The sequence below is a fragment of the Halomonas sp. ANAO-440 genome (assembly GCF_019915905.1).
GTDB lineage: Bacteria > Pseudomonadota > Gammaproteobacteria > Pseudomonadales > Halomonadaceae > Halomonas > Halomonas chromatireducens.
This window is the reverse complement of the sequence record NZ_JAHXBV010000008.1, coordinates 127,701-143,155: the sequence shown is the minus strand read 5'-3', so window position 1 is coordinate 143,155 and position 15,455 is coordinate 127,701. Positions and strand designations below refer to the sequence as shown.

The window sequence follows — 15,455 nt, the reverse complement described above, 5'->3', positions numbered from 1 at the left end:
GCGTCCTTGTACTCTGACCTGACCTCGGCGGAAACCGGCGAGGTCAGGTCTATCCAGGGATGTGATTCAGGCCGTCCCGATCATTTTCCTCAGCACGTAGTGCAGGATGCCGCCGTGACGGTAGTACTCGAGCTCGTTGGCGGTGTCGATACGGCACAGGGCCTCGAGTTTCTTCTCGCCCTTGTCACCTTTCACCGTGACCTTCACCTTGCCTCCCGGGGTGAGGGCGTCCAGGCCTTCGATGGAGATCGTCTCATCGCCGGTCAGCCCCAGGGTCTTGCGGTCCTCGCCTTCCGGGAACTGCAGCGGCACCACCCCCATGCCGATCAGGTTGGAGCGGTGGATGCGTTCGTAGGACTCGGCAATCACCGCACGCACGCCGAGCAGCCGGGTGCCCTTGGCCGCCCAGTCACGGGAGGAGCCGGTGCCGTACTCCTTGCCGGCCACCACTACCAACGGTGTTTCTTTCTCCTGGTACTTCATGGCCGCGTCGTAGATGGCCATCTGCTTGCCCGTCGGCACATGGCGGGTCTCGCCACCGACCACGCCGTCGAGCATCTCGTTCTGGATGCGCACGTTGGCGAAGGTGCCGCGCATCATCACCTCGTGGTTGCCGCGACGTGAGCCGTAGGAGTTGAAGTCCACCGGCTTGATTCCCCGCTCCTGCAGGTAGCGCCCCGCCGGGCTGTCCGGCTTGATCGAACCGGCCGGCGAGATGTGGTCGGTGGTCACCGAATCGCCCAGGATAGCCAGGATGTTGGCGTCCTTGACGTCTTCGATGGGGTTGGGGTGGCGCCCCATACCCTCGAAGAAGGGCGGGTGCTGGATATAGGTGGAGCCCTCCGACCACTCGTAGACCTTGCTCTGGGGCACCTTGAGCGCCTTCCAGGTCGCGTCGCCCTCGAACACCTCGGCATATTCACTGCGAAACATCGAGGTCTTGACCTGCTCGACGGCGTTGGCGATGTCAGCCTGTGACGGCCAGATGTCCTTCAGGTAGACCGGCTTGCCGTCCTTGTCCTCGCCCAGCGGCTCGCTGGAGAGGTCGAGGCGGACGTTACCGGCCAGGGCGTAGGCCACTACCAGCGGTGGGGAGGCGAGCCAGTTGGTCTTGACCAGCGGGTGGATGCGACCCTCGAAGTTGCGGTTGCCCGAGAGCACCGAGGCCACGGTAATGTCGCCATCCTCGACCGCCTTCTCGATGGGCGGCGGCAGCGGGCCGGAGTTGCCAATGCAGGTGGTGCAGCCGTAGCCGACCAGGTTGAAGCCCAACGCATCGAGGTCATCGCTGACCCCGCCGGCCTCCAGGTACTCGGTGACCACCTTGGAGCCGGGCGCCAGGGAGGTCTTGACCCAGGGCTTGGTCTTGAGCCCGCGGGCCAATGCGTTACGGGCCAGCAGGCCGGCGGCCATCATCACACTGGGGTTCGAGGTGTTGGTGCAGGAGGTGATGGCGGCAATCACCACGGCGCCGGGATTGAGCTTGAAGGATTCGCCGTCGTACTCGACATGCTGGCTGTCGTGGTGCTCGTAGCTGTCGTGGACGCCCACGGCAGTCTGGCCGCCCTCGGAGAAGAGCTTGCCCTTCTCTTCGCTGTGGGGCTGCTTGCCCTGGTCCCCCTCCTCCATCAGTTTCTCGAAGGTGGCTTTCATGTCCTTGAGCGCGACCCGGTCCTGAGGACGCTTGGGGCCGGCCAGGCTGGCTTCGACCTCGCTCATGTCCAGATGCAGGGTGTCGCTGAAGATCGGCTCGTGGCCGGGTTCGCGCCAGAGGCCCTGCGTCTTGCAGTAGGCCTCGACCAGTGCGATCACATCGTCGTCGCGGCCGGTCAGTCGCAGGTAGCTGAGGGTCTCCTCGTCCACCGGGAAGAAGCCGCAGGTGGCCCCGTATTCCGGTGCCATGTTGGCGATGGTGGCACGGTCGGCCAGCGGCAGGTCGGCCAGGCCGTCGCCATAGAATTCGACGAACTTGCCCACCACGCCACGGTTGCGCAGCATCTGGGTGACGGTCAGCACCAGGTCGGTGGCGGTGATGCCCTCCTTGAGCTTGCCGGTGAGCTTGAAGCCGACCACCTCGGGAATCAGCATCGACACCGGCTGCCCAAGCATGGCTGCTTCGGCTTCGATGCCGCCGACGCCCCAGCCGAGCACGCCCAGGCCATTGATCATGGTGGTGTGGGAGTCGGTGCCCACCAGGGTATCGGGGTAGGCAAAGATCTTGCCGTCTTCCTCCTTGGTCCACACCGTCTTGCCCAGGTATTCCAGGTTGACCTGGTGGCAGATACCGGTACCGGGCGGCACGACGCGAAAGTTATCGAAGGCGTCCTGGCCCCAGCGCAGGAATTCATAGCGCTCGCGGTTGCGCTCCATCTCGATGGCGACGTTGTCCTTGAACGCGCTGGGATTGCCGAACTTGTCGACCATGACCGAGTGATCGATGACCAGGTCCACCGGCGACAGCGGATTGATGCGGGCGGGATCTTCGCCGAGCGCTTCCACCGCCGCCCGCATGGAGGCCAGGTCCACGACCCCGGGCACGCCAGTGAAGTCCTGCATGAGCACCCGTGCCGGACGATAGCCGATCTCGCGGTCGGAGCGGCCCTGCTGCTGCCAATCGACCAATGCCTGGAGGTCCTCGCGGGAGACACTGTCGGCGTCAGAGAAACGCAGCTGGTTCTCCAGCAGGATCTTCAGTGTCATCGGCAGGCGGTCGATGTTGCCCAGCGCCTCGGCTGCCTTCGGCAGGCTGTAGAAATGATAGGTGGTGCCGTTCGCGTCCAGCGTCTGCCGGGTGTCCGGTATCTCGTCACGGCTCATGTAAGCCTCCTGTCACGGTAGTGAACGGTCCTTTTCTTCGAACTCGTGTTTAGAACATGGTCATCATAGGCTCCCCTTTCAAGCGCTGCCCAGGCTTTCTATGCTGAACGAAAGTTCGTTGTGTGGCGCCGACGTTCCGCCGGAAGGAGGAGCTGGCGCTCAGGGAGACCTGGTTATGAATGAAGAGCGCCTCGATACGCGGCCGATACACTGCCCCTACTGCAACATGCCCTTCGAGCTGCTGGTGGATGCTTCTCAGGGGAGTCACGAGACCTGGGAGGACTGCCCCTACTGCTGCGCACCCATCCAACTGCGCATTATCGTCTCACCCTACGATGGGGAACTGGAGGACGTCCTGGTGGGGCGTGACGACGAGGTCCTTTAGCGGGTCGGTGCGGGATGCGCCGCCCGGGGGGTTGGGCTGCTACAATGGCTCTCTTTGCTTTCGGGGGTCCGGCGCTGGCGGTTGCCATGCCGCAAGAACAGGGCCGGCAACCGATACTCATCTATCCAGCGAGTCACGAGGTTCTCCATGAGCGAAGCGCGTCACGAACGCCTGATCATTCTCGGATCCGGCCCGGCCGGCTATACCGCTGCGGTCTATGCGGCCCGTGCCAACCTCAAGCCGGTGCTGATCACCGGGATCCAGGCCGGCGGCCAGTTGACGACCACTACCGACGTCGACAACTGGCCCGGCGACGACGCCGGGGTACAGGGCCCCGAGCTCATGGAACGCATGAAGCGCCACGCCGAGCGTTTCGATACCGAGGTGCTGTTCGATCACATCCATGAGGTCGAGCTGCGCGAGCGCCCCTTTACCCTCAAGGGTGACAACGGCGCCTATACCTGTGACGCGCTGATCATCGCCACCGGTGCCAGCGCCCGCTACCTGGGGCTGGAGTCCGAGCAGAAGTTCATGGGGCAGGGGGTCTCGGCCTGCGCCACCTGCGACGGCTTCTTCTATCGCAATCAGGAGGTCGTGGTGGTGGGTGGTGGCAACACCGCCGTGGAGGAGGCGCTCTATCTGTCCAATATCGCTTCCAAGGTGACCCTGGTGCATCGCCGCGACACCCTGCGCGCCGAGAAGATCCTGCAGGACAAGCTGCGCGAGAAGGCCGAGAACGGCAACGTGGTACTCGAGTGGAATCACGTGCTGGAGGAGGTGCTGGGTGACAATACCGGCGTCACCGGGGTGCGGATCAAGTCCACCCAGGACGGCAGCACCAAGGAGATCGCCGCGCCGGGCCTGTTCATTGCCATCGGCCATAGCCCCAATACGGGCATCTTCGAGGGACAGCTGGACATGGCCGGCGGCTACATCAAGGTGCAGTCGGGTCTGGCGGGCAACGCCACGGCCACCAGCGTGCCGGGCGTGTTTGCCGCCGGGGACGTGATGGATCACGTCTACCGGCAGGCGGTCACCTCTGCCGGTACCGGTTGCATGGCGGCACTGGATGCGGAGCGTTATCTGGACGAACTGTAACGACACGAGGTGAATACGTGTTGCCGTAAAAAAGAGCCAAGGATAGGCTTTGTGGTATCAGCCCGCGGCTTGTCCGGCGAAAGGCCTTTGAGGAGGCGCTGTAAACCCTTCCCTGGGCGCTACTTTTTCCATCCTTGGAAAAAGACCTCCTCTTCGGCCTTTCCCCGGCGCCGCTTGCAGGGTGTCGACGCTACTCTTTTTCGCGGCGCTAGTAATGCGGCGGCACCTCGTCCTGTGGGGACGGTGCCGCCATATCGACCTCCTGCAGCGCCTGCTGCTGGTCGCGCAGCTTCTGCTGCATCACGCTGTTGATCCTTTCCAGCTGCATCAGGCGCTTCTCCTGGGCCGCCACGGCTTCATCCAGCGTATCCAGCCAGTGCTCCTGGTGAGCGATGCGGCTTTCCAGTGCCTCCAGGCGCGATAACAGCCAGGCGGACGTCTCATCGGGGCTCATGCTAGAATCGTTGCGCTGTGTGTCTCTGTTCATCGTGACACCTTCGTCCGGCGATGTGGCCATATGTCGTATCGTCGTCTGAGAACCTGTCGTTTCACCAACAAGATTTCACCAATAACATTTCACCACAACAAGTGAGCATTACGGATCCATGAATCGCAAGGTTATGTTTCGTTGCACTCTCGTCAGTCTGCTGCTGGCCGCTCCGGCGCCGCTGCTGATTGCCCTGTTCATCTACTTCACCGGCGGCGATACGTCGCGCCAGCTTTTTGCCACCCTGGAAGTCGGCGGCGTCACAGTGGTTTATCTTGCCACCTTGGTAGCCGTTTTCCTGCTGCTGCTGGCTGCCACGCTTTTCGTGCATGACGTGAGCCCGCAGCTTGCCGCCATCGCCGATGTCGAGAACGACGATCGCGAGATCGGCGAGGTCAAATGGTTCAATGTCAACAAGGGGTATGGCTTCATCAAGCGTGACAGCGGGGAGGACGTCTTCGTCCATTTCCGCGCCATCCGCGGCCGCGGACACCGGACCCTGGCCGAGGGACAGAAGGTACGTTACTACGTGATCGAGAATGAGAGGGGGCTTCAGGCCGACGACGTCACCGTGATTACTTAGGCGGAGAAAAGCGGCTTTCGCGAGGTTTGTGGTGCCGCTCGGTAGCTTCTTACAGGTTAATCGTATCCGCTTTTTCCTCATCGCCCCGCCTGTTACGGAACAGGCGGGGCGATGTCGTTTGGGTCACTGGCCGGGATCGGGCCATTCGATGACCGCTTCGCTGCCGTCGGGTAGCACGCGCCAGAAGCGGTCGGGGTCGTCGCCGGGCTGCCAGCTGCCAAGCGAGCAGCGCACCTCGCAGCCGAGGCGGGCGGCGGCTTCCCGGGCGCAGTCGCAGTCGCGCGGCCAGGGCGTATGGGCACTATCGAACCACAGGCTGGCGTAGCCGTCGGCGGCGTTTTCCACCAGCAATACCGGCACGCCATGTCCGTCATGGCGGCCACGGGTCTGCCACTTCCTGCGCCCTGCTGCGCTCAGTGGAGCGCAGTCGAGGCGCTCGCCGAGCCAGGCATTCAGTGCTTCCAGTGGAGCCTTGGCCAGGTAGATCTCGATATCCGGGTAGTCAGTCATGCGAACCCTCAGGGCTTGGCGGTGCCGTTGACGAAGAGCTTGGCCAGGATCGCTTCGTAGATCCGGCTCAGATCGTCCAGGTCGGCGGCTCGGACCTGCTCGTTGGCCTGGTGAATGGTGGCGTTTTGCGGCCCCAGTTCCACTACCTGGCTGCCCAGGGTGGCGATGAAGCGTCCGTCCGATGTGCCGCCGGAGGTCGAGAGCCTTGGCGTGCGGCCGAGTACTGCCTCGACGCCATGCACGGCGGCGTCTACCAGCTCCCCCTCCGGCGTCAGGAAGGGCTCGCCATTGAGCGTCCAGTCAATATGGTACTCGATGCCAAAGTCGCCAAGTATGGCAGCGGTGCGTTCACGCAACTGCTCATGGGTCACTTCAGTGGAGAAGCGGAAGTTGAAGACCACTTCCACGTCTCCGGGTATCACATTGGTGGCGCCGGTGCCCGCGCGGATATTGGAAATCTGGAAACTGGTGGCGGGAAAGAAGTCGTTCCCCGCATCCCAGTGCTCGCGGACGAGTGCGTCCAGTGCCGGCATGGCCTGGTGAATGGGATTTTGCGCCAGGTGCGGATAGGCCACGTGGCCCTGTTTCCCTTTGACATGCAGCACGCCGCCCAGCGAGCCGCGCCGGCCGTTCTTGATCACATCGCCGAGAAAATCCGTCGAGGAGGGTTCGCCCACCACGCAATAGTCGAGCCGTTCGTTGGCCTCGCGCAGGTGCTCGACCACGGCGCGGGTGCCATCCACCGCAGGTCCCTCTTCATCGGAGGTGATCAGGAAGCCGATCTTGCCGTGGTGGTCGGGATGGGCCGCGACGAACCGCTCGACAGCGGTGATCATCGCCGCCAGGCTGCCTTTCATGTCGGCGGCCCCCCGCCCTCGAAGCATCCCCTGGTCATCGATGCAGGGCTCGAAGGGGGGATATTCCCAGTGTACATGTGGGCCGCTGGGTACGACGTCGGTATGGCCGGCGAAGGCCAGCACCGGGCCGTGATGGCCACGTGTCGCCCAGAAATTCTCCACGTCACCGAACGGCAGCCGCTCGATATGGAAGCCGATACGCTCGAGCCGCTCGATCATCAGCGCCTGGCAGCCAAGGTCGTCGGGGGTCACCGACGGGCGACTGATCAGCTCGATGGCGAGCGCCAGTGTCGGAGAGAGGGACTCAGTTGTGGGCATGCAGCGCCTCGTTGAGTGCGATGGCACTCTTGTTGGTCAGGCACTCGATGCGACCGTTCTGCGAATTTCGGCGCAGCAGCAGGTCGTCATGACCGGCAAGGTCGCGGGCGGCCACGGTCTTGACCTCCTGGTTCTGGTCGTCGAGCAGGGTGACCTTGGCACCGGCAGTGATGTAGAGCCCGGCCTCGACGGTGCAGCGGTCGCCGAGCGGAATACCAATCCCCGCATTGGCGCCGATCAGGCAGCCCTCGCCCACCTTGATGACGATGTTGCCACCGCCGGAGAGGGTTCCCATGGTGGAGCAGCCGCCGCCCAGATCGGACCCCTTGCCGACCGTGACGCCGGCGGAAATGCGACCCTCGATCATGCCTGGGCCCTCGGTGCCGGCGTTGAAGTTGACGAAGCCCTCGTGCATCACGGTGGTGCCTTCGCCCAGATAGGCACCCAGTCTTACCCGGGCCGTGTCGGCAATACGCACGCCGCTGGGTACCACGTAGTCGGTCATCTTGGGAAACTTGTCGACACAGTCCACCGAGAGTGAGCGCCCCTCAAGCCGGGCCTTGAGGCGACGGGCGGGCAGCTCCTCGATGTCGATGGGGCCTTCGCTGCTCCAGGCGATGTTGCGCAGCAGGCCGAACATGCCGGTCAGATCGAGCTGGTGAGGCTTGGACAGGCGATGCGACAGCAGATGCAGCTTGAGATAGACCTCGGGTGCGCTCTGTGGCGGCAGGTCGCTCTCCAGGAACATGGCGACCAGCGGCCGCTGGCTGGCGGCAAAGGCGTCGACCAGCTCTGCCTGGGCGGTATGGCCGGCGGCCTTGAGGGCCTCTCCCAGCGCGGCGCAGTGCTCGGGCAGGAAGCTGACCGTGGCGTTGCCGGCGGGGACGTCGAGTACCTTGCCGACGGCGTCGATCAGGCTTTCGTCAGGATTGAGCAGGGGAGCGGGATAGTAGACTTCCAGCCAATCGCCCTGGGTGTTCTGGGTGCCGATTCCGAAAGCAAAGCTCAGCATGGGGTGTCCTCGTGGAAGGTAAGGGGGAGTCGTCAGCCCTTCAGGGCGTCATAGTCGCCGTCGTGATAGCCGACGATGATAGAGTCACCGGTATCGAGCATCGGACGCTTGAGCAGGGTGGGATTGGTCATGATCAGCGAGCGGGCCTTGTTGGCGTCGACCTCCTTCTTTTCCTCTTCGGGAAGGTTGCGCCAGGTGGTGCTGCGCCGATTGAGCGCTTCCATCACCGGTACACGCGCGAGGATATGTTCGAGCAATGCCGCCGACAGGCCATCCTCGCGCAGGTCGTGAACCTGATAGGGCAGGCCCTTCTCATCCAGGGCCTTGCGCGCCTTGCGGCAGGTATCGCAGTTCTTGATCACGAAAAGGGTAAACATCATGCCCTCCTTTCAATGAAGCGGCGAATGCGTTGCGCCGCTTCTACTGTTGGCTCGATTTCAGCCACCAGGGCCAGGCGTATGCGTCCCGCGCCGGGGTTGTCGCCATCGGCCTCCTCGCAGCCCATCCCCTCGCGGGTAGCTGGGCGACCCATATAGGAACCTGGCAGCACGCTGACATGCGCCTCGGCGAACAGCGCCCGGGTAAAGGCCTCGTCGTCGCCCCCCGGCACCGCGGGCCAAAGGTAGAAACTCGCCTCGGGGACCGGGAATTCCATGACCGGTGCGAGTATCTCGGTGACGGCAGCGAACTTTCCGCGATAGGCGTCTCGGTTGGCACGCACATGGGTTTCGTCGTTCCATGCGGTGATCGATGCGTACTGCAGCGGCAGTGACATGGCGCAGCCATGGTAGGTGCGGTAGCGCTTGAAAGGGGCGATCAGCTCGGCGTCGCCGGCGACGAAGCCGGAGCGCAGCCCCGGCAGGTTGGAGCGCTTTGATAGCGAGTGGAACACCAGGCAGCGACGGTAGTCGTGTCGTCCCAGGGCGGCGCAGGCCTCGAGCAGCCCCGGTGGTGGCGCGCTCTCGTCCAGGTAGAGCTCCGAGTAGCACTCGTCTGAGGCGATGATGAAGTCGTGCTGATCTGCCAGGGCAATGAGTGTCTTGAAATCATCCAGCGGCGTCACCGCGCCGGTGGGGTTACCCGGCGAACAGAGGAAGACGATCTGTACCTCGCGCCAGGTCTCGGCGGGCACGGCGTCGAAGTCGGGGCGAAAGCCGTTCTCGGCCCGACAGTCCAGGTAGAGCGGCCGGCCACCGGCAAGCAGGGTGGCGCCCTCGTAGATCTGGTAGAAGGGATTCGGTACCGCGACTCGGGCCGGGCGCGAGCGATCCAGTGCGGCCTGGACAAAGGCGAAGATCGCCTCCCGGGTGCCGTTGACCGGCAGCACCTGGTGCTCGGGATCGAGCCCCTCGAGGCCGAAGCGCCGGCTCGCCCAGCCGGCGATGGCGCCGCGCAGTTCGGCAACGCCGGCCGTGGCCGGGTAGCGGGCGAAATCGAGCTGGTGTTCGTAGAGGGTCTTCAATGCCCCGGCGAAGGGGGCATGCTGCGGCTCGCCGATGGTCAGCGGGATGTGGGTGAGGCCCGTTGGGGGCGTCACGCCAGCCTTGAGCTTGGCAAGCCGCTCGAAGGGGTAGGGCTTTAGAGCGTCGAGATCGGGATTCATCGGTGTCCAGGGCGCCGTGGGCCGGCGTCGTATTTGCGTTGTCATGCAGGGCACGGCGCTACGGGCGTGCGGGCAGAACGCCGATTATAGGGAAGGCCCCGGCTTGCCTCAAACCCGCGAGCAGCAGCAGATCCGTGTTAAGTCCGCCAGGCTGCTAGCCGGAAACGTCCAGCACCTCAATCAGGCGCTCACGCAGGCGCTGCTGACGCTCGGGGTCGGTCAGTGGCATCCCACCCTTGTCGGTGATGAAGAAAACATCTTCAACCCGCTCACCCAGGGTGGCGATCTTGGCCGCCGAAAGGGCGATGTCCTGCTCCATGAAGATACGCCCCACCCGGGCCAGCAGGCCTGGGCGGTCCGGGGCGGTGAGCTCCAGCAGCGTGCGGTCATTGGCCGGGTCCTGTTCGATCCGCACTTTTGTGGCGACATGAAAGTGACGCAGCTGGCGCGGCGTGTGGCGGGTAACGATCTGGGGATAGTCTTCCGGATCGTCCAGCTCCTCCACCAGGTGGCGGCGGATTGCCTCGATACGCTCGGCATCACGTATCGACTCGCCTCGGCTGTCGAGAACGATGAAGGTGTTGAGCGTCCAGTCATTGCTCGAAGTGGCGATGCGGGCGTCGTGGATGGAGAGCCCCAGCTGTTCCATGGCGGCGGCGGTGGCGGCGAACAGGTCGTCCACCGAGCGGGTGTGAATGAACACCTTGGTCCCGCCGTCGGACATGTCATCGGTAGGGGCGCTGATCAGGATCAGCGGCAGCTGTGAGTCGCCGTGGGCAAGAATGCCCATGGTCTGCCAGGCGATCTCGCTGGGCGCGTACTGGAGGAAATAGTCCTCGCCGAGGGACTCCCAGAGGCGGTCGACCCGCGGCAGCTCTGCCCCCACCGTGGCCAGCAGTGAGCGTGCCTCGCCCCGGGTCTCGCCGACCCAGTCCTCGCGATCCAGGGGATTGTCCAGGCCGCGGCGCAGGGCACGCTTGGTCTCGGCGTGGAGCTGGCGCAGCAGCGAGGCGCGCCAGCCATTCCATAGCGTCGGATTGGTGGCGTTGATATCGGCTACCGTCAGCACGTAGAGGTAGTCCAGGCGGATTTCGTCGCCGACTCGGGAGGCGAACTCGCGGATCACGTCGGGGTCGGTGATATCGCGTTTCTGGGCCACCATCGACATTACCAGGTGATTTTCCACCAGCCAGCTGACCAGCCGTGTGTCGCGGCTGCTCAGGCCATGACGCTCGGCGAAGCGCTCCACGTCGCGGGCGCCGAGAATCGAGTGGTCGCCGCCGCGGCCCTTGCCGATGTCATGATATAACCCGGCGATCCACAGCAGTTCGAGCTTTGGCAGTTGATGGACCAGGGTGGCCGCCACGGGGAATTCGTCGTGGGCATCGGGTTCGCGAAAGCGCTGAATGAACTTCAGCAGGCGCAGGGTATGCGCATCGACGGTATAGATGTGAAACAGGTCGTGCTGCATCAGCCCCACGGCCTGGCCGAACTCCGGCAGGTACTTGCCCAGGACGCCGTAGCGATTCATGCGCCTCAGCTGCCGCGCCACGTTGCCGCCGGAGCCGAGCAGCGACATGAACAGATGCTGGTGGTGGGGGTCGTCGCGGTACAGGTCGTCGATCTGATGACGGTGGTCGCGGATCAAGCGAATGGTGTCGGCGCGTACCCCCTCGATCTCGGGGTGTTCCGCCATCAGCAGGAAGAGCTCGAGAAGGGCCGAGGGGTGTTCACGGAAGACCGCCCGGCTGCGGGCCTGAATATACCCGCCTGCGATCTCGAAACGCTCGTTGAGGGGTACCGGTTCCAGGCGCTCACCGCTGCGCAGGATCGCCTCGTCGAAATGCTGCAGCAGCATGTCGTTGAGGCCCGCCAGCGCTGTGACGTGGCGGTAATAGCGTTTCATGAACTGCTCGACGGCCAGCCGCTCGGGGGTATCGCGGAAGCCGAACAGCTCGGCGATGGTGCGCTGATGATCGAACTGCAGACGGTCCTCGGCGCGATCGGTCAGCATGTGCAGCGCGTATCGCACCTGCCACAGGAAGGCCTGGCCCTGGCTCAGAATGCGCAGCTCGGCGTCATTCATGAAGCCGTTGGCCACCAGATCCTCGTAGCGCTGGCTGCCGAAGTGGCGCTTGGCCACCCAGCCAATCATCTGAATGTCCCGCAGCCCGCCCGGCGAACTCTTGATGTTGGGCTCCAGGTGATATTCAGAGTTGTTGAAGCGGTGGTGGCGGGTGATCTGCTCCTGCCACTTGGCCTCGAAGAACTGGTCGGCGGGCCACATGCGGTCGGCGGCGATGCGGGCTTTCATCGCGTCGCGAAGCCGCTCCGGGCCGGCCAGGGTGCGTGACTCCAACAGGTTGGTGATCACCGTGATATCGCCGGCAGCCTCGCGCTCGCAGTCGGAGAGCGAGCGCACGCTGTGTCCGATCTCCAGGCCGATGTCCCACAGGAAGGTGATGAAGGCGGTCAGCGGCTCCCGATAGGGCAGGTCGTCATCGTGCTCGAGCAGTAGCATCAGGTCGACATCGGAGTGCGGGTGCAGCTCGCCTCGGCCGTAGCCGCCCACGGCGAGCAGCGCCACGCCATCATCCGGCCATGGCTGCAGGGACCAGGCGATGGCGAGAAGGCGGTCGAGACACCAGGCACGGCCATGCACCAGGTCGCGGATGTCGGCGCCGGCGTGGAAGCGCTTGTCCAGCCGAGCCTGGATGTCGCCGAGGGCCGCCTTGAAAGGGGCGATGGGCGACCGGTTGCCGGTCAGTTCACTGCGAAATGCCTCGGCGTCGAATAGCGACTCATCCGGCGCATAACGATAGTGGTGCAGGAGCATGGGCGAGCGACTCAGTGGTCGAGGAAGGCGAGATCTTCTTCGCCGCGGGCAGTGAGTACCTCGACGCCGGTTTCGGTGACCAGCAGCGTGTGCTCCCACTGGGCGGACAGGCTCTTGTCCCGGGTCACGGCGGTCCAGCCATCGCGCAGCACCTTGGTCTGGTGCCCGCCGACATTGATCATCGGTTCGATGGTGAAGCACATGCCGGCTTCCAGCACGGCGTCGGCCTCGGGCGCATAGCCGTCATAATGCAGCACCTGGGGGTCTTCATGGAAGGTGGCGCCGATGCCATGGCCGCAGAAGTCGCGTACCACCGAGTAGCCGTTGGCCTCGGCGTGCTGCTGAATGGCGCGGGCCAGCGCGGAGAGGCGCACGCCGGGGCGGACCAGGGCGATGCTGTGGTAGAGGCACTCCTGGGTGACGCGGCACAGGCGCTCGCCCTGAATGCTCTCGCCGATGATGAACATCACGCTGGAGTCGCCGTGGTAGCCGTCGGCGGTCTTCACGGTGACATCGATGTTCATGATGTCGCCCTTCTTCAGCTTCTTGTCGCCATCCGGGATGCCATGGCAAACCACATGATTGATCGAGGTGCAGATCGACTTGGGAAAGCCGTGGTAGTTGAGCGGTGCCGGCGTGGAGCCCAGATCGTTGACGATGTAATCGTGGCACAGGCGGTCCAGCTCGCCGGTGGTGACTCCGGCCTTCACATGCGGTGCGATCATCTCCAGCACGCTGGCGGCCTGACGGCCGGCCTCGCGCATCATCTCGATCTCGTCGGGCGTCTTGATGGGAATGTTCATGGGGTCTCGGTTCTGAGGGGTTGTCGCGCCCGGCAAATAGCGGGTGTACGCGGCGGGCGACTTCATCTCGTCGGCGAACTATGGTATAAAGCCGCGCGCTATCCTGCAATCGTCGACCCTCGCTCAAGGCCGTGGCTCGGCTGAGCGTCGACAGCAGTGAGAGCGTGACAACGAGGCGCATACCGCGTTTCGACAATATAGCCTTGAAAAACACACACGCACCGGCACATGGTCCCGGGTGCTGCCGCGGCGCCGCCTCGGTAGTCGGATCCATGGGGTGCGTGGAGGCCTAACCCGATTTTCAGGAGTCATCATGGCACACGTCAATATGCGCGATCTGCTGAAGGCAGGCGCTCACTTCGGTCACCAGACCCGTTACTGGAACCCGAAGATGAGCAAGTTCATCTTCGGCGCCCGTAACAAGATCCACATCATCAACCTCGAGCACACTCTGCCGGCCCTCAATGAGGTGATCGACGTGGTCGAGAAGATGGCCGCGTCCAACAACAAGATCCTGTTCGTTGGAACCAAGCGCAGCGCCAGCAAGATCATCAAGGAAGAGGCCAACCGCGTCGGCCATCCGTTCGTCAACCACCGCTGGCTCGGCGGCATGCTGACGAACTACAAGACCATTCGTCAGTCGATCAAGCGCCTGCGCGACCTCGAGACCATGCGCGAGGATGGCACCTTCGAGAAGCTGACCAAGAAAGAGGTCCTGATGGCGACCCGCGAGCAGGACAAGCTCGAGCGCTCCATCGGCGGTATCAAGGAAATGGGCGGCCTGCCCGATGCCCTGTTCGTCATCGATGTCGATCACGAGCGCATCGCCATCAACGAAGCGAACAAGCTGGGTATCCCGGTCATCGGTGTGGTAGACACCAACTCCGATCCGGACGGCGTCGACTACGTGATCCCGGGCAACGATGACTCCATCCGCGCCATCCAGATCTACGTCAAGGCGATCGCTGACGCTTGCGCACGTGCGAAGGAAGGCCGTCCCGACGAGTTCGTCGAGGTCACCGAGAGTGAAGGCGGCGACGCGACTGCCGCTGCCGAGTAACGGCGAGCCAACCGGGCAGCGTGCCTGTCCGGTCGCGTCGGGTCTGTTTCAACCCCGGCCCGCTCTTCCGCCCCGGCATCGCCGGGGTGGGAATCCACCGGGCCCCGCAAGGGTCCGGCGCACTTATTTCCAGGTCGAACCGATCCAGGGTTCAACTATCAAGAGGTGAATACCATGGCAGCGATCAGCGCCTCCCAGGTCAAGGAACTGCGCGAGCGTACCGGGCTCGGCATGATGGAGTGCAAGAAGGCTCTCACCGAGGCCGATGGTGACATCGAGGTCGCCATCGAGAACCTCCGCAAGAGTTCCGGTCTCAAGGCCGCCAAAAAGGCTGGCCGCACTGCCGCCGAAGGCGCCGTGGTGACCCGTGTCGCCGAAGACGGAAGCTACGGCGTGGTGGTGGAGATCAACTCCGAGACCGACTTCGTCGCTCGTGACGACAACTTCAAGGCCTTTGCCGACAAGATCGCCGGCGCCTTCTTCTCCGCCAAGAGCGAAGACGTGGCAGCGGTGATGAGCGGCGAGCTCGAGACCGTTCGCGAGCAGCTGGTGCAGAAGATCGGCGAGAACATCAGCGTTCGTCGCTGCGCCGTCGTCGAGGCAGCCGAAGGCGGGCTGGTTGGCGAATACGTCCACGGTGGCCGCATCGGCGTGCTGACCGAGCTCAAGGGTGGCAACAGCGAGGTGGCCAAGGACGTCGCCATGCACGTGGCGGCGATCAATCCGTCCGTGGCACGCCCCGAGGACATGCCCCAGGAAGAGCTCGACAAGGAAAAGGCGATCATCCTGGCCCAGCCCGACATGGCCGGCAAGCCTGAGCAGATCGCCGAGAAGATGGTCGAAGGCCGCCTGAAGAAGTACCTGGCCGAGAACAGCCTGACCGAGCAGCCCTTCGTCAAGGATCCGAACCAGTCCGTTGCCGAGTTCGTCAAGGCCGCGGGTGGTGAGGTTCTCGGTTTCATCCGCTTCGAGGTGGGTGAGGGCATCGAGAAGGAAGAGGTCGATTTTGCCAAGGAAGTCATGGAACAGGCTGGCCGCAGCTAAGGTCAGAGGTTCCAGTTCGAAGAACGGCGTGCGCGGAAGCGC

General features: G+C 63.9%; 14 protein-coding genes. 5 read left to right on the top strand and 9 right to left on the bottom strand.

Translation table 11 applies throughout. From position 1 onward, the window contains the following. Positions 1-66: 66 nt before the first annotated feature. The gene (acnA, locus tag KZO25_RS07720; RefSeq protein WP_223136504.1) at positions 67-2,817 is read right to left on the bottom strand and encodes an aconitate hydratase AcnA; all 2,751 of its coding nucleotides are present in this window, start codon (positions 2,815-2,817) and stop codon (positions 67-69) included. 175 nt (positions 2,818-2,992) lie between these two features. On the opposite strand from acnA, the gene KZO25_RS07715 reads away from it, so the two are divergent. Beyond that, positions 2,993-3,202, top strand: a complete 210-nt coding sequence (locus KZO25_RS07715) for a CPXCG motif-containing cysteine-rich protein (protein ID WP_066451018.1) — start codon at positions 2,993-2,995, stop codon at positions 3,200-3,202. Between the two features lie 147 nt (positions 3,203-3,349). Next, complete coding sequence (trxB, locus tag KZO25_RS07710; RefSeq protein ID WP_066451015.1) at positions 3,350-4,300, top strand: thioredoxin-disulfide reductase; 951 nt, start codon at positions 3,350-3,352, stop codon at positions 4,298-4,300. 208 nt (positions 4,301-4,508) lie between these two features. Here trxB and KZO25_RS07705 read toward each other — a convergent pair whose 3' ends face one another. Beyond that, on the bottom strand, positions 4,509-4,787 hold the full coding sequence (locus KZO25_RS07705; RefSeq protein ID WP_201025331.1) for a SlyX family protein: 279 nt from the start codon (positions 4,785-4,787) through the stop codon (positions 4,509-4,511). 118 nt (positions 4,788-4,905) lie between these two features. On the opposite strand from KZO25_RS07705, the gene KZO25_RS20155 reads away from it, so the two are divergent. Next, a complete protein-coding gene (locus KZO25_RS20155) occupies positions 4,906-5,370 on the top strand; it encodes a cold-shock protein (protein ID WP_223136503.1) in 465 nt (154 codons plus the stop codon). A gap of 123 nt (positions 5,371-5,493) precedes the next feature. Here the strand turns inward: KZO25_RS20155 and KZO25_RS07695 are convergent, their stop codons facing one another. The 7 genes from KZO25_RS07695 to map form a co-directional block, all read right to left on the bottom strand. Next, the gene (locus KZO25_RS07695) at positions 5,494-5,880 is read right to left on the bottom strand and encodes a hypothetical protein (RefSeq protein ID WP_223136502.1); all 387 of its coding nucleotides are present in this window, start codon (positions 5,878-5,880) and stop codon (positions 5,494-5,496) included. A gap of 8 nt (positions 5,881-5,888) precedes the next feature. Continuing rightward, positions 5,889-7,055 (bottom strand): succinyl-diaminopimelate desuccinylase, encoded by a 1,167-nt coding sequence (gene dapE, locus KZO25_RS07690; RefSeq protein WP_223136501.1) that lies wholly within the window; start codon positions 7,053-7,055, stop codon positions 5,889-5,891. Continuing rightward, positions 7,042-8,067, bottom strand: coding sequence for a 2,3,4,5-tetrahydropyridine-2,6-dicarboxylate N-succinyltransferase (dapD, locus tag KZO25_RS07685; protein WP_223136500.1), 1,026 nt, complete (start codon positions 8,065-8,067; stop codon positions 7,042-7,044). The genes dapE and dapD overlap by 14 nt, the downstream gene beginning before the upstream one ends. Positions 8,068-8,099: 32 nt before the next feature. Next, positions 8,100-8,444: a Spx/MgsR family RNA polymerase-binding regulatory protein gene (locus KZO25_RS07680; RefSeq protein ID WP_066450995.1), complete on the bottom strand. Its 345-nt coding sequence runs from the start codon at positions 8,442-8,444 to the stop codon at positions 8,100-8,102. Next, positions 8,444-9,670: a succinyldiaminopimelate transaminase gene (gene dapC / locus KZO25_RS07675; protein WP_223136556.1), complete on the bottom strand. Its 1,227-nt coding sequence runs from the start codon at positions 9,668-9,670 to the stop codon at positions 8,444-8,446. Before dapC ends, KZO25_RS07680 begins: the two co-directional genes overlap by 1 nt. Before the next feature lie 154 nt (positions 9,671-9,824). Then, positions 9,825-12,506 (bottom strand): [protein-PII] uridylyltransferase, encoded by a 2,682-nt coding sequence (locus KZO25_RS07670; protein ID WP_223136499.1) that lies wholly within the window; start codon positions 12,504-12,506, stop codon positions 9,825-9,827. 11 nt (positions 12,507-12,517) lie between these two features. Next, positions 12,518-13,309: a type I methionyl aminopeptidase gene (gene map, locus KZO25_RS07665; protein ID WP_223136498.1), complete on the bottom strand. Its 792-nt coding sequence runs from the start codon at positions 13,307-13,309 to the stop codon at positions 12,518-12,520. Between the two features lie 313 nt (positions 13,310-13,622). Between map and rpsB the strand changes: the two genes are divergently transcribed. After that, a complete protein-coding gene (gene rpsB / locus KZO25_RS07660; protein WP_066450987.1) occupies positions 13,623-14,369 on the top strand; it encodes a 30S ribosomal protein S2 in 747 nt (248 codons plus the stop codon). Between the two features lie 174 nt (positions 14,370-14,543). Next, positions 14,544-15,413: a translation elongation factor Ts gene (tsf, locus tag KZO25_RS07655; protein WP_223136497.1), complete on the top strand. Its 870-nt coding sequence runs from the start codon at positions 14,544-14,546 to the stop codon at positions 15,411-15,413. Positions 15,414-15,455: the final 42 nt, after the last annotated feature.